Raw genomic sequence first — 19,591 nt, 5'->3', positions numbered from 1 at the left:
CCCTCTCCCCTGTTCCTAGACCCCGGCGCGCTTGGCCGACAGGCCGGCGGGCGACAGCAGCACCTCGCGCTTGCCCTGGTGGTTGGCCTGGCCGACCACGCGCTCCGTCTCCATCCGCTCGACCAGACGGGCGGCGCGGTTGTAGCCGATCTGGAGCTGGCGCTGGATGAAGCTGACCGACACCTTGCCCTCGCGCACCACGAGGTTGACGGCCTGCATGTAGAGGTCGTCGCCGGAGTTGCCGCCGCCGCTCTCGTCGTCCTCGTCGGCGACCGCCTCGTCCTCTTCCTCGGTGATGGCGGTGACGTAGTTGGGGGCGCCCTGCGACTTGATGAACTGCACGATCTCCTCGACCTCCGAATCGGAGACGAAGGGACCGTGGACGCGGGTGATGCGGCCGCCACCGGCCATGTAGAGCATGTCGCCCTGGCCGAGCAGCTGCTCCGCCCCGGCCTCGCCCAGGATGGTGCGGCTGTCGATCTTGCTGGTGACCTGGAAGCTGATGCGGGTCGGGAAGTTGGCCTTGATGGTGCCGGTGATGACGTCGACCGACGGGCGTTGCGTCGCCATGATGAGGTGGATGCCGGCGGCGCGGGCCATCTGGGCGAGACGCTGGATCGCCGCCTCGATCTCCTTGCCGGCCACCAGCATCAGGTCGGCCATCTCGTCCACGATGACCACGATGTAGGGGAGCGGCGTCGGCTCCTGCGGGGTCAGGTCGAAGACGGCCTCGGCCTCGCCCGGCACATGGCGACGGGGCATCGGCTCGCCGTTGGCGATCATCTCGGCGATGCGGGCGTTGTAGCCCTCGATGTTGCGCACGCCGAGCTTGGACATCGCCTCGTAGCGGCTCTCCATCTCGCGCACCGCCCAGCGCAACGCGATCACCGCCTTCTTCGGGTCGGTGACGACCGGCGTCAGCAGATGCGGGATGCCGTCATAGACCGACAGCTCCAGCATCTTGGGGTCCACCATGATGAAGCGGCAGCGGTCGGGCGGCAGCCGGTAGAGCAGCGACAGGATCATCGTGTTGATCGCCACCGACTTGCCCGACCCGGTGGTGCCGGCGACCAGCAGGTGCGGCATGCGGGCGAGGTCGGCCACCACCGGCTCCCCGCTGATGTCCTTGCCGAGCGCGATGGCGAGATGGGCCTGCGACTCGGCGAAGGCCGTGTGGTCGAACATCTCGCGCAGATAGACCATCTCGCGCACCGGGTTCGGCAGCTCGACGCCGATCACGCTGCGGCCCGGTACGATGGCGATGCGGGCGGTGACCACGCTCATGGAGCGGGCGATGTCGTCGGTCAGGTTGATGACCGTGGCCGACTTGGTGCCCGGCGCCGGCTCGAACTCGTAGAGCGTCACGACGGGGCCGGGGCGCACGTCCATGATTTCGCCGCGGACGCGGAAGTTCCGCAGCACCGTCTCCAGCATCCGGGCGTTGCGGGCCAGGACGGTCTCGTCATGCTGCTGCGGCGGGCGCGGCGGCGGGTTCTGGAGGAGCGTGGTGCCGGGCAGGGCGTAGGGATCGTCCTCGCCGATGGGCGGCGCATCCTCGTCGGATTCGTCGCCATCCTCGTCGCCATCCTCGTCGAGGTCGTCGATGTCCTCCGCATCGCCCCCATGGGCCAGGACGTCGTCCTCGGCCTCCTCCGACTCCGCGTCCTCGGACAGGGCCTCAGGCAGATCCTGGGGCAGATCCTCGGGCAGATCCTCGGCGTCGGGAATGAGGACATCCTCCACCTCCTCCGGCGCGTCCACGGCGGCATCCGACGCCGGGGGCGGGACGGCGGTGTCCGCGGGGCGTGCCTCGTAGGCCCATTCAACGCCGGACAGGAAGGCGAAGCCGGCGACCACCGCCAGCGCCTCGTCACCAAGGTTGGTCGAATAGACCGTGCCGGCGCGCGGGGTTCCGGGGAGCACCTCCACGTCCCACAGCAGCCGCCCGTCCGGGCGCGCGTTGGGGATCAGGTTAAAGGGGCGGCCGTTCAGCGCGCACCACAGATTGAACTCGTCGGCGGTGACGACTCCCGACTGGGTCACGGGCGCGGTCAGGTGGGGCGTGCGCGGCGTCATGCCGGGGCTCCCGGTTTCTGTTCGGTGGATAGGGACTCGCCGTCTTCGTCTTCGGCGTCGTCGGGGGCGTCGCCGTCGGAGACATCGTCGCTCGGATCGTCGTCGATGCCGGCGCCCTCGTCCGCAAGCGACTCGGATTCGCCGTCCGCCGTGTCGTCCGCCTCCGGCCCGTCATCGGCAGGCCCACCATCGGCAGGCCTGTCGTCGACAAGAACGTCCGGAATGTCGATCTCGAACTCCGCCTCATCCTCCGCCGTGTCGGGGGTGAGCGCGGCGCTGGGCGGTTCGTCCGGCGGCAGTTCGTAGGCGGCGACCAGGATCTTGTCGATGGTTTCGCCGTCGCTGGACATCGGCAGCGCCAGCCGCTCCCAAGTCCGCATGACGCCGCTGAAATCGGCGGTGTAGACGCGGGCGACCGGCAGCCGTTCGCGCAGGAGCGAGGCGTATTCGGGGCGCAGGATGGCCCGCTGCTCCTCCGGCAGATCGTCCAGCGTGGCGCCCAGGCGCGAATGCCCGAAGGCCGCGGCGAGCGACTGGCCGTAATAGGAATAAACGAAGTCGTCGTCGCCGATGACCTCGAAAATCACAATATTATCCTTCCACGGCCTTAAGTCGGCCGGGGCGATGCTGCTGGACACCGGCGGCTTCCCGCCGATGCATTTGGTGAGCCAGAAGTCAAGCAGGCCGCTCAGGTGCGGCGTCGCCAGCTCGGTTCTTTCCTTGATCATGGATTGGGCGCGGAATTCTCGGGCGGCGCCCCGCGGGGCTACCCCCTGGAGCTTTCATGGACCGCCGGAACCATACCCGCAAGGGACGGGCAGGCGCAACCGCAAGGGACCGCCCCGTTCAAGCCGGCTTAACCCTGTCGCCCGGATGCCGCACCCGGAAGCCGCAGTGGGGGGCGGGAACCGTCTCCATGGTTCAGCCCCGCACCGCAAGAGCGCGTCACGCCGCGCAGGTCACCCCGGTCCCGCCCAGCCCGCAATAGCCCGCGGGATTCTTGGACAGATACTGCTGGTGATAGTCCTCGGCGTAGTAGAAGGGCGGGGCCTCGCGCAGCTCCGTCGTCACCGGGCCGAACCCCGCCTGCTCCAGGCGGTCCTGATAGGATGTGCGGCTGGCCTCGGCGGCGGCGCGCTGGGCGTCGGTGTGGGTGTAGATGGCCGAGCGGTACTGGGTGCCGACATCGTTGCCCTGGCGCATGCCCTGGGTCGGGTCGTGCGCCTCCCAGAAGACGCGCAGCAGCTCCTCGAACCCGACCTTGGCCGGGTCGTAGACGACGCGCACCACCTCGGTGTGGCCGGTGCGGCCGGAGCAGACCTCCTCATAGGTCGGGTTGGGGGTGTGGCCGCCCTGATAGCCGACCATGGTCGACCAGACGCCCGGCACTTTCCAGAACTTGCGCTCCGCCCCCCAGAAGCAGCCGAGCCCGAAGTCGGCGACCTCCAGCCCCTCCGGGTAGGGCGGAGTCAGCGGGTTGCCGTTGACATGGTGGCGCGGCGGCACGGGAACCGGCGTGTCGCGTCCGGGCAGCGCCTCCGCCGCGCTGGGCAGCGCCAGGGGCTTGCGCATGAACATTCCGAGCATCTCGGCCTCTCCGATGGCGTAAGAGTTGGGTATGGGGAGTTGGGGATTATGTCGGGTCGCCCCGCCCCGGAGGCAAGTCGCCGCCTTTGCACGGGAGCCTTCGGCCGTCCCGCCTGTTTACCCTTCGGAATGTTCAGTCCAAGGTGGAACCGCGGGAGAATACGATGACGATCGACGACGCCACCCTCCAGCGCCTGATCGGCAAGGGGCGCACGCACGGCAACCGGCTCAGCGTCGAGCAGCTCGGCCAGGACGTGCCGGTGGAGACCATGACCCCGGAGGAGGTCGCCGTGGTGGTGGAGCGACTGGAGGCCGCGGGAATCGATGTGGAGCTGACCGACGCACGGCTGAAGCGCCCGCGCGGCAATGGCGACTACGAGCGCGGGGCCGGGGTGGTCACCATCGCCAGCCCGGCGGCCCCCGCCGTGTCCGCTCCCGGCGCCCGCCCGTCCGTCCATGGCTGGGCCGACGAGGGGATGGGCCATGCCCACGGTGGGCAACACGGCTCGCGCCGGGCGCCGACCTGGGACCGCGACGGTGTGGACATGCTGCCCATCGTCTCGGTCCTGGTCGTGGCGCTGGTGCTGATCTTCGCCCTGGGCGGCTGAACCTGAGCGTTTATCCCGGCTTGGCGAGCGCGTGGATGAGGATGGCCGCGGTCGCCGCGACGTTCAGCGACTGGACGCGGCCGGTGCCGGGCAGGGTCAGGATGTCCTCGCAGGCGGCGAGGGTGGCGGGGGGAAGCCCGTCCTCCTCGTTGCCCAGCACGACGGCGGCCGGCCGATCCCCCATGGCGAGGACCGCCGGGTCGGTGACCACCGCCCGGCCGCGGCCCAGCGCCGTTCCGGCCACCCGGTGGGACTCGCGCAGCCGCTTCAGCACCGCCGGCAGGTTGGCCGCCCGGTACAGCTCCACCCATTCGAACCCGCCCTCGGCGACGCGGTAGGCGGATTCCGACGGCAGGGCCTGTCCGGGATGGTCCGACACCACGACGCGCCGCAGGCCGAAAAAGGCGGCGGTGCGCAGGATGGCGCCCAGATTGTGCGGGTTGCCGACCCCATCCAGGATCAGCAGCGGCTGCCCGTCCACTGCCCAGCGCTTCGCCGCCTCGACGTCGAAGGCGGGGACCGGGCGCGGCGCGATCAGAGCGACCACTCCGCCGTGCAGCACCGTCCCGGCGACCTTGGCCAGCTCGTCGGCCTCGACCATGCGGTAGGGTTTGCGCGCCGCCGCCATCGCCTTGCAGAAATCGCCGGTCTTCGCCTTCAGCCGCTCCTCGAAGAACAGCCGCTCCACCCGCGCCGGGTCGTGGGCGAACAGGGCGGAGACGGCGGACAGGCCGGCGACGCGGAACAGCTTTCCCGGTTCCTCCCGCACGTCCTCCCGGCGGACGTCCTTGCCGGCCTGGGCCGGACGCGGACGGGGGGAGCGGGCAGGGGACGGGACGGGCGGACGGCCGCGCGGGGTCGTCGGCTTCGGCATGATGGACTCGGGGGCTTGGGGGAACGGGCCGGCATTCTGGACCAACCCACTCCCGAACTCAAAGCCCTCAGTGGTTTTCCTGGAGCCATCGCTTGGCAAGCTGCGCCACGTGATTGTGAAACAAGATCGACACGGATTTCACGGACCTGGGCACGGATTTCACGGAGTCTTCGATCCGGGCCGGATGTCGGGCGTATCGCAGGAGCCCTTCCGTGAAATCCGTGTTTGATCCGTGAAATCCGTGTCGATCGTTGCCCGCGTTTCCTGCGCTGCCTTGGTAAGGACCGCGCTCAATCTCCGCCGTTCCTGCTCCGCGCGTAGCCGGCATAGGCCGCCGCCGCGGCGGCCGCGACCCCGGCGACGAGCAGGGGCGACACCCAGCCGGGCGGCGGGGTGCGGAAGCCGCCGGTGACGCCGCGGCCCCGCTCCACCGGGGTGAACAGGTTGCCGTCGCTCGGCGCGGCGGGCGGGGTGCGGCTGAAATGACGGTGGGCGCCGTGGCCGGCGATCGTCTCCATCAGGCGCGGCGCCACCGCGTGCCCCAGCCGGGTCAGCGGCGTCATCGCCCCGACCATGGCCTGGGCACGAGGACGCAGGGCCACGGACAGGATGGTGTCCGCCACGTCCTGCGGGTCGCCGTAGAAGGGGCTTTCCGCGTCCAGTTGGTGGCCGGTGTAATTGGCGCCGTGGGACATGCCCGGCGTGTCGGTGAAGAAGGGATAGACGCCGCAGACATGGACGCCGGGCGCGTCGACCAGCTCCGCCCGCAGGCTTTCCAGAAGCCCCTCCAGCCCGAACTTGCTGGCCGCGTAGGCGGCGGCGTAGGGGGCGGGCGCCCAGGCCCCGACCGACACCGTGTTGATGAGCACCCCGTGGCCCTGCCGGCGGAACAGCGGCAGCACGGCGTGCGCGGCGTGCAAGGGGCCGAACAGGTTGGTCTCGACGACACGGCGGTGCGCCTCCAGCGGCGTGTCCTCGAACCGCCCGACGGCGCCGACCCCGGCGTTGCTCACCCAGACGTCGATGCCGCCGTACAGCTGCATCGCCCGGTTGGCCAGCCGGAGGACCGCCTGGGCGTCGGTGACGTCGGTGGGCACCGCCTCGGCCTCGCCGCCCAGCTCCCGGCATTCCTCGGCGACCTCGCCGAGCAGGGACTCCCGCCGGGCGGCCAGAACCAGCCGGGCGCCCTCCCGCGCGAAGGTCAGGGCGGTGGCCCGCCCGATCCCGCTCGACGCGCCGGTGATGACCACCACGGCCCCGCGTGCGCTGTCCATCCATCCTCTCCCGTCAATGCCTCGCTGCGGCATCAACAGGACAGGACGGCCCGGCGTCGCGGTGCCGTGATTGGGTTGCCGTGGATCAGATCAGCTTGATCGCCAGGAAACCGCCGATCAGCGCGACGGCGAAGGCGGTGGTGACCAGCGTCAGCCGCTTTTCGATGAAGGCGCGCACCGGCTCGCCGAACCAGTAGAGCAGGGCGGCGACCAGATAGAAGCGGATGGCCCGCGACAGGATCGAGGCGCCAATGAACACCCAGATGTTCAGCTTCGCGACACCCGCGGTGATGGTCAGCAGCTTGTAGGGGATGGGCGTCATGCCCTTGATGATGAGGATCTCCGCGCCGTATTCGACGAAGGTATGGCGCAGCGTCTCGAACTGGGCTTCCAGGTGATAGAAGTCGATGACCGCCTTGCCGATGGCCTCGTACAGGAAGTAGCCGATCATGTAGCCGGCGACGCCGCCCACCACCGAGGCCAGCGTGCAGATCGTCGCGATCCGCCATGCGGCCTGCCGGTTGGCGAGCACCATCGGCACCATCAGGATGTCCGGCGGGATCGGGAAGAATGAGCTTTCCGCGAAGGAAACCCCCGCCAGCCAGGTGGTGGCGTTCTTCGAGGCCGCCTTGGCCATCGTCCAGTCGTAAAGGCGCTTCAGCATGCCGGTCGCAGCCTGTGTTGTGCCGGTGAGGAAGCCCCTGTTTTAGCGGGGGACCGGGCCAGCGGCTACGACCAATTCGGGGCGGCCCCGGAAAGGCTAAGCCATCGGCCTAGCGGGGCGCGGGCTTGCCTCCGGACTCGGCGGTGTCCGCCTCCGCCTTATCGGGATCGGCGCGCGCCACCGGATCGCAGTCGCCGTCGCGCGCCCCGCCGGGATGGCCGCCCGGCATGCCGCGGTAGCGCGTGTCCGGGTTGGACCCGCCGCCGCCGCTCTGCTCGTCGCACAGCCGCCCGATGTCGGTCTTGTGGATGTCCTTGGGTTCGGCGCCCTTGCGCCCTGCGGCGTCGTCGGTCATGGCCGGTCTCCGGTTGCGGGAGTGGAAACCGGGCAACAGGCTGATCGCCATCCCGGTTCCCGTCCCGCTGACGCTCACTTGGTCGCGGCTTCCAGATAGGCGATCAGGTCGGCCCGGTCCTCCGGCTTCGCCACCCCGGCGAAGGCCATGCGGCTGTCGGCGATGACCGCCTTCGGGTTGGCGAGGTACGGGTCGAGCGTCTTGGCGTCCCACGCGATGCCCGACGCCTTCAAGCCTTCGGAATAGTTGGCGTAGCTCTCCACGGTGCCGGCCTTGCGCCCGAACAGCCCGTGCAGCGTCGGGCCGACACGGTTCTTCCCCGCTTCCACCGTGTGGCAGGCCTTGCACTGGCGGAACAGCTTCTCGCCGTTCGCGGGATCGCCGTCGGCCAGGGCCGGGAGCGGCGCCGCGGCGAGAAGGACCAGGGCGGCCAAGGCTGTACGGGCGGCTGCGGGGGCGGCGGAGCGGGCGGCGGTGCGCATGGGGCGGGGGTCTCCTTCGTTTCGCCGCGGCGGAAGGTCGCGGCGTCGAGGGGAGACTTTACGGATCGCCGGAGTCCGGGCCATTGGACTTTGGATCAGCGGAGTCCGCGCCTTTTTCGGACGCCGCCTCCGGTTTCAGCGCCTCGTCAAGCCAAGCGAGGTGGGGGGCGGCGGCGCGGCGGGCCTCCTCCTCCATGCGGCGGTAGCGGGCGATCACCTCCTGCCCGAAGGCGGTCAGGCCGGTCCCGCCGCCCTCCCGCCCGCCGACGTTGGTGCGCACCACCGGCTCGCGGAAGGCGGAGTTCATGGTCTCCACCAGGAACCACGCGCGGCGGAAGGACATGCCGAGCGCCCGCGCCGCCGCGGAGATCGAGCCGGTGCGGTCGATCTCCTCCAGCAGGGACACCTTGCCGGGTCCGATGGCGCCGGAGGGGTGGAGGAAGCGCAGCCGGATGTCGGTCGTCATGTCCTGAAGTCTCGCCGGGAAACGGATGGATCTCCGCCCAAGGTATCATCGGACGGGCATCGGTCAGTCCCGAATCTGGGGGGCGCGGCGTCTGCAACCAAAGTCGAATTTACCGGCCTTCCCCGAAACCGCGATAACGACGGGGCGCTGTGACGGATACCGATCATCGGTCGAACGGACACAGGGCGCACAACCCCGCCAAACGTCATTCCACGACTTTCAGTTTGGGCAATCCGCTTCGGGAGGAAACCGCCGTGATCCATCAGGCCCTGGAAACGCTCAGCAAGCAGGTCGCCATCCGGCCGCGCTACGACAACTTCATCGGCGGCCAGTGGGTTCCGCCGACGAAGGGCCAGTATTTCACCAACCTGACCCCGATCACCGGCAAAGTGCTGTGCGAGGTCGCCCGCTCCACCGCGGAAGACATCGAGAAGGCGCTGGACGCCGCCCACAAGGCCAAGGACGCCTGGGGCCGCACCTCCCCGGCGGAGCGCGCGCGCATCCTCAACAAGATCGCCGACCGCATGGAGGAGCGTCTGGACGTCCTGGCGCTGGCCGAGACGCTGGACAACGGCAAGCCGATCCGCGAGACGACCCACGCCGACCTGCCGCTCGCCATCGACCATTTCCGCTACTTCGCCGGTTGCGTCCGCGCCCAGGAAGGCACCATCGCGGAAATCGACCACACCACCTACGCCTATCATTTCCATGAGCCGCTGGGCGTCGTCGGCCAGATCATTCCGTGGAACTTCCCGCTGCTGATGGCCGTGTGGAAGCTGGCCCCGGCGCTGGCCGCCGGCAACTGCGTCGTGCTGAAGCCCGCCGAGCAGACCCCGATGGCCATCATGGTGCTGATGGAGATCATCGGTGACCTGCTGCCCGACGGCGTCCTCAACGTCGTCAACGGCTTCGGCATCGAGGCCGGCAAGCCGCTGGCCCAGAGCCCGCGCATCGCCAAGATCGCCTTCACCGGCGAGACGACGACCGGCCGCCTGATCATGCAGTACGCGGCGGAGAACATCATTCCGGTCACGCTGGAGCTGGGCGGCAAGTCGCCGAACATCTTCTTCAACGACGTGATGGCCGACGACGACGAGTTCCTGGACAAGGCGCTGGAAGGCTTCGCCATGTTCGCGCTGAACCAGGGCGAGGTCTGCACCTGCCCGTCGCGCGTCCTGGTGCAGGAGAAGATCTACGACAAGTTCATGGAGAAGGCCGTCGCCCGCGTCGCCGCCGTCAAGCAGGGCAGCCCGCTCGACCCTGCGACGATGATCGGCGCCCAGGCGTCCATCGACCAGCTCGAGAAGATCCTCTCCTACATCGACATCGGCAAGGCCGAGGGCGCCAAGGTGCTGATCGGCGGCGAGCGCGCCCATCTCGGCGGCGAGCTGGAGAGCGGCTACTACGTCCAGCCGACGGTCTTCGAAGGCCACAACAAGATGCGCGTCTTCCAGGAGGAGATCTTCGGGCCGGTCGTGTCCGTGACGACCTTCAAGACCGAGGAGGAGGCGCTCGCCATCGCCAACGACACGCTCTACGGCCTGGGCGCCGGCGTGTGGAGCCGCGACGGCAACCGCGCCTTCCGCATGGGCCGGGCGATCCAGGCCGGCCGCGTGTGGACCAACTGCTACCACCTCTACCCGGCCCACGCGGCCTTCGGCGGCTACAAGCAGTCGGGCATCGGTCGCGAGACCCACAAGATGATGCTCGACCACTACCAGCAGACCAAGAACCTGCTGGTCAGCTACAGCCCGAAGGCCCTGGGCTTCTTCTAAGCGTTTTGTCTCCTCCCTGACGACCTTGGGCCGGCGGCCATTCGGCCTCCGGCCCTTTTTCTCATCCGACGGGCCATTCACTCGGGAGTGTCCGCCCATGGTCGAACGAGTCGTCGCCACACCGGCGGCCCTGGCGCTGATCGAAAAGCTGCGCGGGCTCTACGGGCCGCTGTTCTTCCACCAGTCCGGCGGCTGCTGCGACGGCAGCGCGCCGATGTGCTTCATGGACGGGGAGTTCCGCCCCGGCGGGCAGGACGTCCGGCTGGGGGAGATCGGCGGCTGTCCCTTCTACATGGGGGCGGCGCAGTTCGAATACTGGTCGCACACCCAGCTCATCATCGACGTGGTGCCGGGCCGCGGCGCCAGTTTCTCGCTGGAGGCGCCGGAGGGCGTGCGCTTCCTCACCCGCTCCCGCCTGTTCTCCGATGGCGAAGTGGAGGCGCTGCGCTCCGATCCCAGCGATATGACGAAAAAGACATAGCGCTGTTCCGTGGAATGCGGTATTCAGAATTCGACTTTGGGACTTTCCCAGTCGGCACGGCCTCCGGGCGGTCTGATCCGTGTTCAGACCGGCTCCCCCGCGTGGTGGTGCATATGGAACCGAACTCAGGCGCCTTCCGCGACGGCGGAAGGCGCCTTTTTCGTTGGGTGGGAGATTCGGGGTAGGAGGGAAGCGGCCCGGCGGACCTCAGCCGCGCTTCCAGCTCGTGCCCTGCGGGCCGTCCTCCAGGACGATGCCCAGCTCGGCCAGCTCCTTGCGGATGCGGTCGGCCTCCGCGTAGTTCTTGGCCTTGCGGGCGGCCAGACGGTCCTCGATGCGCTGCTGGATGTCGGCGTCGGACAGGGCGGCGGCCCCCTTCGGCGCCCAGCGGAACCACGCCTCCGGGTCCTGCTGGAGCAGGCCCAGCGCCTCGCCGGCGGCGCGCAGCGCGCCCTTGGCGGCGGCCTTCCCGGCGTCCCCCGCCGCCTTGTTCACCGCGGACGCCAGCTCGTGCAGGTGGGAGATGGCGAGCGGGCTGTTGAGGTCGTCCTCCAGAGCGGCCAAGACATCGAACGGCAGTTCGGCGTCGGCCGGGGCGGGCTCGCCGCGCAGCGCCTGGTACCAGCGGTCGAGCGTCGCCTTGGACTGCTTCAGCCCCTCGCGGGTGAAGTCCAGCGGCTGGCGGTAATGGGCGCTCATCAGCGTCAGGCGGATGGCCTCGCCGGGGAACTCGTCGAGCAGCTCGTGCACGGTGAAGAAGTTGCCCAGCGACTTGGACATCTTCTCGCCCTCGACGGTCACGAAGCCGTTGTGGACCCAGTAGCGGGCCAGCGGCTCGCCGCCGTGGGCGCAGCGGCTCTGGGCGATCTCGTTCTCATGGTGCGGGAAGATCAGGTCCAGCCCGCCGCCGTGGATGTCGAAGGTGACGCCCAGATGCTCCTTGGCCATGGCCGAGCATTCGATGTGCCAGCCCGGCCGGCCGCGGCCCCACGGGCTGTCCCAGCCGGGCTGGTCGGCGGCGCTCGGCTTCCACAGCACGAAGTCGGAGGAGTCGCGCTTATAGGGGGCGACCTCGACCCGTGCGCCGGCGATCATCTCGTCCAGCGAGCGGCGGGAGAGCTGCCCGTACTCCGCCATCGACGGCACGGAGAACAGCACATGCCCTTCCGCGGCGTAGGCGTGGCCGCGCTCGATCAGCAGGCCGATCAGGGCGACCATGTGGGAGATGTGGTGCGTGGCGCGCGGCTCGATGGTCGGGCGCAGCGCGTTCAGCGCGTCCATGTCGGCGTGGTAGAGGTCGGCGGTGCGCTTGGTCAGCGCCTCGATCGGCTCGCCGCTGTCGCGCGAGCGGTCGATGATCTTGTCGTCGACGTCGGTGATGTTGCGGACGTAGGTCACCGCCGGGTACAGCCGCCGCAGCAGCCGGAACAGCAGGTCGAACACCACCACCGGACGGGCGTTGCCGATGTGCGCGGTGTCGTAGACCGTGGGTCCACACACATACATGCCCACCCGGTCCGGACTCATCGGCTCGAAGCGTTCCTTGCGGCGGGTCAGCGTGTTGTAGAGGTCCAGCGGCACGGCGCCCTATCTCCTGTGAAAGGTTCATCCCCCTCCCCCGCCCAGCGGGGGAGGGCCGGGGTGGGGGAAAGGACTCTAGGCCGTCTCTCCCGCGAGGCGTTTTTGCGCGCGGGTTCGGCCGATCAGGGGTAGCAGGTTCTTCAATTCCGGTCCATGGTCCCGCCCGGTGAGGGCGCGGCGCAGGGGGAGGAACAAATCCTTGCCCTTCCGACCCGTCTTCGCCTTCACCGCACCCGTCCAGGTGCCCCAGGTGGAGAGGTCCCACGGCTCCTCCGGCAGCAGGGCCGCCGCCTCGGCCAGGAAGGCGGGATCGTCCGCCGCCGGGACGACCGGGGCGTGGGTCACCGCCCACCAGTCGCGGGCCTCGGCGACGCGCGACAGGTTGGGGCGCACCGCCTCCCAGAAGGCGGCGTCGGCATCATCCAGACCGAGCGCGGCCAGTTCCCCGGCGACCCGCTCGAAGGGCAGCAGATGGAGGATGCGCGCGTTCAGCCGCAGCAGCTCCTCCGGGTCGAATTTCGGGGTGCCGCGGGACACCTTGGCGATGTCGAACTCGGCCACCAGCTCGTCCAGCGTCAGCCGCGGCTCGATGGCGTCGGAGGTGCCGAGCTTGGCGAGCAGGCTGGCCAACGCCATCGGCTCGATCCCCTCCTCCTCGCGCAAGGACGCCACGGACAGGCTGCCCAGCCGCTTGGACAGGCCCTGTCCCGCCGCGTCGGTCAGCAGCGGCAGATGGGCGAAGACCGGCACCGCCCCGCCACCCTCAATATTCGTGAGCGCTTCAAAAATTTGGATCTGCACCGCCGTGTTGGCGACGTGGTCCTCGCCGCGGATGACGTGGGTGATGGCGAGGTCGGCGTCGTCCACCACGCTGGTCAGCGTGTAGAGCGGCCGCCCATCCTCGCGGATCAGCACGGGGTCGCTGAGAGCCGACCCTTCGAAATGCACCGGGCCGCGCACGAGGTCGGTCCATTCGACCGGCGTGTGCTCCAGCTTGAAGCGCCAGTGCGGCTTGCGCCCCTCCGATTCGAGGCGGGCGCGGTCGGCGTCGGTCAGGCGGAGCGCCGCGCGGTCGTAGATCGGCGGGCGGCCCTGCGAGACGAGGCTGGCGCGCTTGAGGTTCAGCTCCTCCGGCGTCTCGTAGCAGGGATAGAGCCGGCCGCTGGCCTTCAGCGCCGCGGCCACCTCGTCATAGCGGCCGTAACGGTCGCTTTCCCGCGCGAAGCGGTCCCAGGTCAGGCCGAGCCAGGTCAGGTCCCGCTCGATCCCCTCCGCGTATTCCGGCTTGGAGCGCTCCTCGTCCGTGTCGTCGAGGCGCAGCAGGAAAGTGCCGCCGGCCTTGCGCGCGAACAGCCAGTTGACGAGCGCGAGGCGCACATTGCCGACATGGAGGAGACCGGTCGGGCTGGGGGCGAAGCGGACGGCGACGGACATGCGGGCATCATTCGAAAGTCGGGAACAGGGCGGCAGTCGTAGCACGCCGCGCGCCCGTCCGAAAGACGCCCATCGGGCGCCAAGGCGGACGCCGTGGGGCCTATCGCGTTCGGCATTGAATCCCTCTCCCGCCCCGGGAGAGGGGGCCTGCGAAGCAGGCGGGTGAGGGTCGGGCGAGGATCAAGCCACCGATCCTTGGCGGCACCCTCACCCTTCCCACGCTGCGCGCGGGCCCCTCCCCTCTCCCGGGGCGGGAGAGGGGTTTTTAATTGCCACTCCCACCCCTCCACAATTTCCGGCGCATATGAATTGTTTCGAATGAAACAATTCTTGCGCGGAGCGGAGGCGGAGGCGATGCTGTCCCCCTGTGCGGGTTTTCGGCCCGCGAAACCAATTGGAACGGGAGAGCGGCCATGAAGCTGGCCGAAGCCCTGCTGCGCGCGCTGAAGGATCGCGGCGCACAGGCCATGTTCGGGATTCCGGGCGATTTCGCCTTGCCCTTCTTCAAGGTGGCGGAGGAAACGCAAATCCTGCCGCTCCACACGCTGAGCCACGAGCCGGCGGTGGGCTTCGCGGCGGACGCGGCGGCGCGCTACAGTTCGACGCTGGGGGTGGCGGCGGTCACCTACGGGGCGGGCGCCTTCAACATGGTGAACGCGGTGGCCGGCGCCTACGCCGAGAAGTCGCCGGTCGTCGTCATCTCCGGCGCGCCGGGCACGACGGAGGGCAACGCCGGCCTGCTGCTGCACCACCAGGGCCGCACGCTGGACACGCAGTTCCAGGTGTTCAAGGAGATCACCGTCGCCCAGGCCCGGCTGGACGATCCGGCCAAGGCCCCGGCGGAGATCGCCCGCGTGCTGGGGGCCGCCCGCGCCCTGTCGCGCCCGGTCTATCTGGAAATCCCCCGCAACATGGTCAACGCCGAGGTCGAGCCGGTGGGCGACGACCCCGCCTGGCCGGTGGACCGCGACGCGCTGGCCGCCTGCGCGGACGAGGTGCTGGCGGCCATGCGCTCGGCCACATCGCCGGTGCTGATGGTCTGCGTCGAGGTCCGCCGCTACGGGCTGGAGGCCAAGGTGGCGGAACTGGCGCAGCGGCTGGGCGTGCCGGTGGTGACCACCTTCATGGGGCGCGGCCTGCTGGCCGACGCGCCGACCCCGCCGCTCGGCACCTACATCGGCGTCGCCGGCGACGCGGAGATCACCCGGCTGGTCGAGGAGTCGGACGGGCTGTTCCTGCTCGGCGCGATCCTCAGCGACACCAACTTCGCGGTGTCCCAGCGCAAGATCGACCTGCGCAAGACCATCCACGCCTTCGACCGGGCGGTGACGCTGGGCTATCACACCTACGCCGACATCCCGCTGGACGGGCTGGTCGACGCGCTGCTGGAGCGGCTGCCGCCGTCCGACCGGACGACGCGCGGCAAGGAGCCCCACGCCTATCCGACCGGCCTTCAGGCGGACGGCGAGCCGATCGCCCCGATGGACATCGCCCGCGCCGTCAACGACCGCGTCCGCGCCGGGCAGGAGCCGCTGCTGATCGCGGCGGACATGGGCGATTGCCTGTTCACCGCCATGGACATGATCGACGCCGGGCTGATGGCGCCGGGCTATTACGCGGGCATGGGCTTCGGCGTGCCGGCGGGCATCGGGGCGCAGTGCGTGTCGGGCGGCAAGCGCATCCTGACCGTGGTCGGCGACGGCGCCTTCCAGATGACCGGGTGGGAGCTTGGCAACTGCCGACGGCTGGGCATCGATCCCATCGTGATCCTGTTCAACAACGCCAGTTGGGAGATGCTGCGCACCTTCCAGCCCGAATCCGCCTTCAACAACCTGGACGACTGGCGCTTCGCCGAGATGGCGGCGGGCATGGGCGGCGACGGCGTGCGCGTGCGCACGCGGGCGGAGCTGAAGGCGGCGCTGGACAAGGCCTTCGCCACGCGCGGGCGATTCCAGCTGATCGAGGCGATGATCCCGCGCGGCGTGCTGTCCGACACGCTGGCCCGCTTCGTCCAGGGGCAGAAGCGCCTGCACGCCGCGCGCTGATGGGACTGCTCCGCTAAGCTCTTGTCGCGCCTGCGCTAAGGGCGGTGCTGCCGAAGCGGGATACCCCCTTCGGCAGCACCGCCGCGCAACAATTCGTTAACCATAAAAGCCCACCCTGTCCCTGCTTTCGGGCGAAATTTATTCAGGGACGAGGACGGCGATGACCTGCATTGTTGGCTTGGTGGACGGCGATCGTGTGTGGATGGGCGGTGACAGCGCGGGCGTGAACGGCCTCGACATCACCGTGCGCGCGGACACCAAGGTGTTCCGCAACGCCGACCTGCTGATCGGCTTCACCAGCAGCTTCCGCATGGGCCAGCTTCTGCATTACCGGCTGGAGCCGCCGCACCGCGACCCCGAGGCCGACGTCTTCCGCTACATGGTCGTCGATTTCGTGGACGCCGTGCGCGGCTGCCTGAAGGACGGCGGCTATGCCCACCGCTCCAACGACGTGGAGACCGGCGGCACCTTCATGGTCGGCTACGAGGGGCGTCTCTTCTCCATCCAGTCCGACTATCAGGTGGGCGAGGCGGTGCGCGGCTATCACGCCATCGGCTGCGGGTCCGACTACGCGCTGGGCTCGCTCGCCTCCACGGTCGGCCTGCCGGCGGAGGAGCGGGTGCTGAAGGCGCTGGAATGCGCCGAGCTGTTCAGCGGCGGCGTGCGCGCCCCCTTCACCATCCAGTCGATGGTCCGCCGCCCGCATCTGGCGCTGACCGAAGCGGCGTAAAGCCACAATAAAATTCAGGACTTCTCGCGCCGTTTTCGCCATCCGGCAAGACGGCGCGAAGTCGTGTCCGCGCCACGGCAAGCTGTGTTATAGAGGCTGCGCTCCATCTTCCAGTGATGGAGAAGAAAAAGACCATAAATGCAGTGGGTGCTAGAGAATGGTGGATCAAACTGTTGGTGATGCGGATCGTTTGATTGGCGAAGAGTCGCGTGATGTCTCGGATCGGGTCTCGGGCCGGGTGCATGGCCTGCCGGCTTACTGCAATTCGCCTTATTTCGTGTTCCCGGCGCTGATCCTTCTGCTGATCATGCCGTTGTCGATCCTTTTCCACCCGTCCTGGATCGTTCCGCTGGCCGAGCTGTACGCGGTCGGCATGATGGTGACGATCATCCGTCTGACGCGCTGAGTCTCCGGGTCTTTCGCCACCCCGGCCCTTCGCTTCCGCTTCCCGGGGAGCGGCCGGGGTGGGGCCCCATCGCGTCCCCTTACGCCAGCAGGCCCGTCATCACCGCGCGCAGCTGGGCCGGGCGCACCGGCTTGTTCAGCACATGGCAGCCCCTGGCCTGCGCCTCCTCGACCACTTCGGCGGTGCGGTTGGCGGTGATGAGGACCGACGGCAGGTCCGCCCCGCAGCGTTCGCGCACCCGCGCGATCTCGGTGAAGCCGATCACCCCGTCGTCCAGATGGTAGTCGGCGAACAGCACGTCCGGCGCCACCGCCCCCAGCCCGGCCAGCGCCTCGTCGCCCGACGCCGCCGTGGCGACGCTGCACCCCCAGCCTTCCAGAAGCGCGCGCATCCCGGCCAGCACCGCCGGCTCGTTGTCGATCACCAGCACCCGCGTGCCGGCCAGCCGGTTCGAGGCGGTCTGCACCGGCGCCTCCAGAGCGCGCACCGGGCGGGCGTAGCGGCCGAAGGGCACCGTCACCGCGAAGACCGACCCCCGCCCCGGCTGCGAGCGCACGGTGATCGGGTGGTCGAGCATCCGCGCCACCCGCTCCACGATGGCGAGGCCGAGGCCCATGCCGCGCACCCGCTCGTTGGCGCAGGGGGTATCGAGGCGGCGGAACTCCTGGAAAATCTCGTCCAGCTTGTCGGCGGGCACGCCGGGGCCGGTGTCCCACACCTCGATCCGCAAGCCTTCGGGCGTCCGCCGGCAGCCGACCAGGACACGCCCCGCGCCGCCCTTCGTCGCCCTTTTTGCTTGTGTGTAGCGCAGGGCGTTGGACAGGAAGTTCTGCAAAATCCGGCGGAGCAGGCGGATGTCGCTGCGCACCACGGCGTGGCTGGGAACGACGCTCAGCTCCAGCCCGCGCTCCTTCGCCACCGCCGCGTATTCGGTGGCCAGCGCGCCGAACAGGCTCTTGATCGGGAAATCGGCGATCTCCGGCCGCACCGCCCCGGCGTCCAGCTTGGAGATGTCCAGCAGTGCCGACAGCAGGTCCTCCACCGAGGCCAGGGCGACGTCGATGTTGTCGACCAGCCCGCGGTTCGGCTCCGGCTGCTCCAGATCGCCCAGCGCCGAGACGAACAGCCGTGCGGCGTTCAGCGGCTGAAGCAGGTCGTGGCTCGCCGCCGCCAGGAAGCGCGTCTTGGACAGGTTGGCCTGCTCCGCCTCCGCCTTGGCCAGCCGCAGCGCCTCCTCCGCGGCGATGCGCTCGGCGATCTCCTGCTGGAGCTGGCTGTTGAGCCGGGTCAGCTCGGCGGTGCGCTCGACGACGCGGCGCTCCAGGCTGTCCTTGGCGTCGGCCAGCGCCTCCGCCGCCATGCGCCGCTCGGTGATGTCGTGGATCAGGCCGAAATAGCCCAGAACCTCCGGCTTGCCGCCGCCGCGCCGCTCGCCGAAATGCGGGATGTAGGTGGCGACGGCGTAGCGCGGCGCGCCGTTCTCGCCGGGCAGCTCCAGGTCGAAGGTTACCTCCTCGCCGGCCAGTGCCCGCAGCACGTAGGAGCGCCGCACCTCGTAATAGAGGTCGCCCAGCGCCGCCCACATGGGCTGGCCCTCGATCTCCTCGCGCTTGCGGTTGAACCAGCCCTCGTAGGCCTTGTTGACGAAGCGGAAGCGCTGCTCGGCGTCGACATAGGCGATCAGCGCCGGCACGGCGTCGGTGACCAGCCGGATGCGCTCCTCGCTGTCGCGCAGGGCCTGCTCGGCGCGCTTGCGCTCGGTGATGTCGGTGAAGGTCAGGACGAAGCCGCCGCCCGGCATGGGGTTGCGGCTGATCTCCAGCACCGTGCCGTCCAGCCAGGGCTGCTCGACGAGTCCGCTCGGCATCATCAGCGCCTTCAGCGACAGGCCACGCTCGCCCAGCGCCGCGTGGTGCAGCACGAAGTCGGCGAAGCCCGCCCCGCGCTCCGCCACCTTGGCGGGCAGGCGCAGCAGGCCGGTGAAGCGCTCGTTCCAGGCGACCAGCCGCTGGTCGCGGTCGTACACCCCGACTCCCTGGGCGATGTTGTCCAGCGTCGCCTGGAGGAGCGCCGACTTCTCGGCCAGCTCGCGCTCGCGGCGGCGGGTCTCATGCTCCTTGATGTCGGTGATGTCGGTGTAGACGCCGACCACCCCGCCGTCGCGGGTCCGCCGTTCGTTCACCTGGACCCAGCGCCCATCGGCCAGCCGGTAGACGTAGGGGCCCTTCAGCGCCCGGTGCTGGGCCAGCCGTTCCGACAGCCAGCGGTCGGGCCGCGGGTAGGCGTCGGCGATGGTGCGCGAGGAGGCGGCCAGCTCGGCGATCTCCTGGAAACGGATGCCCGGCAGGATGCGGTCGCGGATCTCCGGCCACAGGGCCAGATACTTGCTGTTGCACAGCACCAGCCGGTCGTCGGCGTCGAAGATGGCGAAACCCTCGTTGACCGACTCGATGGCCTCCGACAGGCGGCCGCGCATGGTGTCGGCCAGCTCCTTGGCGCGGGCGAGCGCGCGGTGGCTGTCCTCCAGCTCGCGCAGGGCGCGCTCCAGCTCCAGCGTGCGCTCGCGCACCTTCTGCTCCAGGACGATGGCGGTCTGGAACAGGGAGAAGGCGCCCCCCTGCACGTCCATCGACCGCTCCACCCGGTCCATCAGCACCTGGTTGATGCGGCGGAGCTTGGCGTTCTCGCGCTCCAGCGCCTCCAGCCGCTTGTCCCGGTCGGCAGCCGGAGGGGGGGGCGGGAGGGTGGCGGAC

18 protein-coding genes are annotated in these 19,591 nt (G+C 69.5%); 6 read left to right on the top strand and 12 right to left on the bottom strand.

The features are described 5' to 3' along the window. Positions 1 to 15 precede the first annotated feature (15 nt). From DXK32_RS15235 to msrA, 3 genes are all read right to left on the bottom strand, one after another. Positions 16 to 2,076 (bottom strand): DNA translocase FtsK, encoded by a 2,061-nt coding sequence (locus DXK32_RS15235; RefSeq protein WP_114859284.1) that lies wholly within the window; start codon positions 2,074 to 2,076, stop codon positions 16 to 18. Beyond that, on the bottom strand, positions 2,073 to 2,804 hold the full coding sequence (locus tag DXK32_RS15230) for a PAS domain-containing protein (protein WP_114859283.1): 732 nt from the start codon (positions 2,802 to 2,804) through the stop codon (positions 2,073 to 2,075). Before DXK32_RS15230 ends, DXK32_RS15235 begins: the two co-directional genes overlap by 4 nt. A gap of 217 nt (positions 2,805 to 3,021) precedes the next feature. Beyond that, positions 3,022 to 3,663, bottom strand: coding sequence for a peptide-methionine (S)-S-oxide reductase MsrA (gene msrA, locus DXK32_RS15225; RefSeq protein WP_114859282.1), 642 nt, complete (start codon positions 3,661 to 3,663; stop codon positions 3,022 to 3,024). A 164-nt stretch (positions 3,664 to 3,827) separates the two neighbouring features. Here msrA and DXK32_RS15220 point away from each other — a divergent pair, with 164 nt between their 5' ends. Then, a complete protein-coding gene (locus DXK32_RS15220) occupies positions 3,828 to 4,271 on the top strand; it encodes a hypothetical protein (protein ID WP_114859281.1) in 444 nt (147 codons plus the stop codon). A gap of 10 nt (positions 4,272 to 4,281) precedes the next feature. Here the strand turns inward: DXK32_RS15220 and DXK32_RS15215 are convergent, their stop codons facing one another. The 6 genes from DXK32_RS15215 to DXK32_RS15190 all read right to left on the bottom strand — a co-directional run bounded on the left by DXK32_RS15215 (position 4,282) and on the right by DXK32_RS15190 (position 8,386). Continuing rightward, complete coding sequence (locus DXK32_RS15215; RefSeq protein ID WP_247877170.1) at positions 4,282 to 5,145, bottom strand: TrmH family RNA methyltransferase; 864 nt, start codon at positions 5,143 to 5,145, stop codon at positions 4,282 to 4,284. A gap of 290 nt (positions 5,146 to 5,435) precedes the next feature. Continuing rightward, a complete protein-coding gene (locus tag DXK32_RS15210; RefSeq protein WP_114859279.1) occupies positions 5,436 to 6,419 on the bottom strand; it encodes an SDR family oxidoreductase in 984 nt (327 codons plus the stop codon). A gap of 85 nt (positions 6,420 to 6,504) precedes the next feature. Continuing rightward, positions 6,505 to 7,083 (bottom strand): YqaA family protein, encoded by a 579-nt coding sequence (locus tag DXK32_RS15205; protein ID WP_014241343.1) that lies wholly within the window; start codon positions 7,081 to 7,083, stop codon positions 6,505 to 6,507. Positions 7,084 to 7,192: 109 nt separating this feature from the next. Beyond that, positions 7,193 to 7,438, bottom strand: a complete 246-nt coding sequence (locus DXK32_RS15200) for a hypothetical protein (RefSeq protein WP_114859278.1) — start codon at positions 7,436 to 7,438, stop codon at positions 7,193 to 7,195. 74 nt (positions 7,439 to 7,512) lie between these two features. Further along, positions 7,513 to 7,920 carry a c-type cytochrome gene (locus tag DXK32_RS15195; RefSeq protein WP_114859277.1) on the bottom strand — a complete coding sequence of 136 codons (408 nt, stop codon included), beginning with the start codon at positions 7,918 to 7,920 and terminating at the stop codon, positions 7,513 to 7,515. 58 nt (positions 7,921 to 7,978) lie between these two features. Further along, positions 7,979 to 8,386, bottom strand: a complete 408-nt coding sequence (locus DXK32_RS15190) for a winged helix-turn-helix domain-containing protein (protein ID WP_114859276.1) — start codon at positions 8,384 to 8,386, stop codon at positions 7,979 to 7,981. A gap of 254 nt (positions 8,387 to 8,640) precedes the next feature. Between DXK32_RS15190 and adh the strand changes: the two genes are divergently transcribed. Both adh and DXK32_RS15180 read left to right on the top strand, forming a co-directional pair. Continuing rightward, a complete protein-coding gene (adh, locus tag DXK32_RS15185) occupies positions 8,641 to 10,161 on the top strand; it encodes an aldehyde dehydrogenase (protein ID WP_114859326.1) in 1,521 nt (506 codons plus the stop codon). Between the two features lie 97 nt (positions 10,162 to 10,258). Further along, complete coding sequence (locus DXK32_RS15180) at positions 10,259 to 10,642, top strand: DUF779 domain-containing protein (RefSeq protein WP_114859275.1); 384 nt, start codon at positions 10,259 to 10,261, stop codon at positions 10,640 to 10,642. Between the two features lie 207 nt (positions 10,643 to 10,849). On the opposite strand, the gene cysS is transcribed toward DXK32_RS15180, so the two are convergent. Then, positions 10,850 to 12,223 (bottom strand): cysteine--tRNA ligase, encoded by a 1,374-nt coding sequence (gene cysS / locus DXK32_RS15175; RefSeq protein ID WP_114859274.1) that lies wholly within the window; start codon positions 12,221 to 12,223, stop codon positions 10,850 to 10,852. Positions 12,224 to 12,298: 75 nt separating this feature from the next. Continuing rightward, positions 12,299 to 13,657, bottom strand: a complete 1,359-nt coding sequence (gene gltX / locus DXK32_RS15170) for a glutamate--tRNA ligase (RefSeq protein WP_114859273.1) — start codon at positions 13,655 to 13,657, stop codon at positions 12,299 to 12,301. Positions 13,658 to 14,070: 413 nt separating this feature from the next. Here gltX and ipdC point away from each other — a divergent pair, with 413 nt between their 5' ends. The 3 genes from ipdC (at position 14,071) to DXK32_RS32180 (ending at position 16,838) form a co-directional block, all read left to right on the top strand. Next, complete coding sequence (gene ipdC, locus DXK32_RS15165; RefSeq protein ID WP_114859272.1) at positions 14,071 to 15,702, top strand: indolepyruvate/phenylpyruvate decarboxylase; 1,632 nt, start codon at positions 14,071 to 14,073, stop codon at positions 15,700 to 15,702. A gap of 160 nt (positions 15,703 to 15,862) precedes the next feature. Further along, positions 15,863 to 16,432 carry a hypothetical protein gene (locus DXK32_RS15160; RefSeq protein WP_014239485.1) on the top strand — a complete coding sequence of 190 codons (570 nt, stop codon included), beginning with the start codon at positions 15,863 to 15,865 and terminating at the stop codon, positions 16,430 to 16,432. A gap of 157 nt (positions 16,433 to 16,589) precedes the next feature. Further along, the gene (locus DXK32_RS32180; RefSeq protein WP_145682275.1) at positions 16,590 to 16,838 is read left to right on the top strand and encodes a hypothetical protein; all 249 of its coding nucleotides are present in this window, start codon (positions 16,590 to 16,592) and stop codon (positions 16,836 to 16,838) included. Positions 16,839 to 16,917: 79 nt separating this feature from the next. On the opposite strand, the gene DXK32_RS33110 is transcribed toward DXK32_RS32180, so the two are convergent. Next, positions 16,918 to 19,591: NahK/ErcS family hybrid sensor histidine kinase/response regulator (locus DXK32_RS33110; protein ID WP_247877169.1), on the bottom strand; the 2,674-nt coding region annotated here is incomplete at its 5' end.

It is taken from the genome of Azospirillum brasilense, assembly GCF_003349955.1.
GTDB classification, from domain to species: domain Bacteria; phylum Pseudomonadota; class Alphaproteobacteria; order Azospirillales; family Azospirillaceae; genus Azospirillum; species Azospirillum brasilense_B.
This window is presented reverse-complemented; position numbering and strand designations above follow the sequence as displayed.

What these genes read in the sequence shown, in the direction of transcription:
- DXK32_RS15235 (WP_114859284.1), bottom strand. Translation starts at nt 2,076, where the DNA reads ATGACGCCGCGCACGCCCCACCTGACCGCGCCCGTGACCCAGTCGGGA.
- DXK32_RS15230 (WP_114859283.1), bottom strand. Translation starts at nt 2,804, where the DNA reads ATGATCAAGGAAAGAACCGAGCTGGCGACGCCGCACCTGAGCGGCCTG.
- msrA (WP_114859282.1), bottom strand. Translation starts at nt 3,663, where the DNA reads ATGCTCGGAATGTTCATGCGCAAGCCCCTGGCGCTGCCCAGCGCGGCG.
- DXK32_RS15220 (WP_114859281.1), top strand. Translation starts at nt 3,828, where the DNA reads ATGACGATCGACGACGCCACCCTCCAGCGCCTGATCGGCAAGGGGCGC.
- DXK32_RS15215 (WP_247877170.1), bottom strand. Translation starts at nt 5,145, where the DNA reads ATGCCGAAGCCGACGACCCCGCGCGGCCGTCCGCCCGTCCCGTCCCCT.
- DXK32_RS15210 (WP_114859279.1), bottom strand. Translation starts at nt 6,419, where the DNA reads ATGGACAGCGCACGCGGGGCCGTGGTGGTCATCACCGGCGCGTCGAGC.
- DXK32_RS15205 (WP_014241343.1), bottom strand. Translation starts at nt 7,083, where the DNA reads ATGCTGAAGCGCCTTTACGACTGGACGATGGCCAAGGCGGCCTCGAAG.
- DXK32_RS15200 (WP_114859278.1), bottom strand. Translation starts at nt 7,438, where the DNA reads ATGACCGACGACGCCGCAGGGCGCAAGGGCGCCGAACCCAAGGACATC.
- DXK32_RS15195 (WP_114859277.1), bottom strand. Translation starts at nt 7,920, where the DNA reads ATGCGCACCGCCGCCCGCTCCGCCGCCCCCGCAGCCGCCCGTACAGCC.
- DXK32_RS15190 (WP_114859276.1), bottom strand. Translation starts at nt 8,386, where the DNA reads ATGACGACCGACATCCGGCTGCGCTTCCTCCACCCCTCCGGCGCCATC.
- DXK32_RS15180 (WP_114859275.1), top strand. Translation starts at nt 10,259, where the DNA reads ATGGTCGAACGAGTCGTCGCCACACCGGCGGCCCTGGCGCTGATCGAA.
- gltX (WP_114859273.1), bottom strand. Translation starts at nt 13,657, where the DNA reads ATGTCCGTCGCCGTCCGCTTCGCCCCCAGCCCGACCGGTCTCCTCCAT.
- ipdC (WP_114859272.1), top strand. Translation starts at nt 14,071, where the DNA reads ATGAAGCTGGCCGAAGCCCTGCTGCGCGCGCTGAAGGATCGCGGCGCA.
- DXK32_RS15160 (WP_014239485.1), top strand. Translation starts at nt 15,863, where the DNA reads ATGACCTGCATTGTTGGCTTGGTGGACGGCGATCGTGTGTGGATGGGC.
- DXK32_RS32180 (WP_145682275.1), top strand. Translation starts at nt 16,590, where the DNA reads ATGGTGGATCAAACTGTTGGTGATGCGGATCGTTTGATTGGCGAAGAG.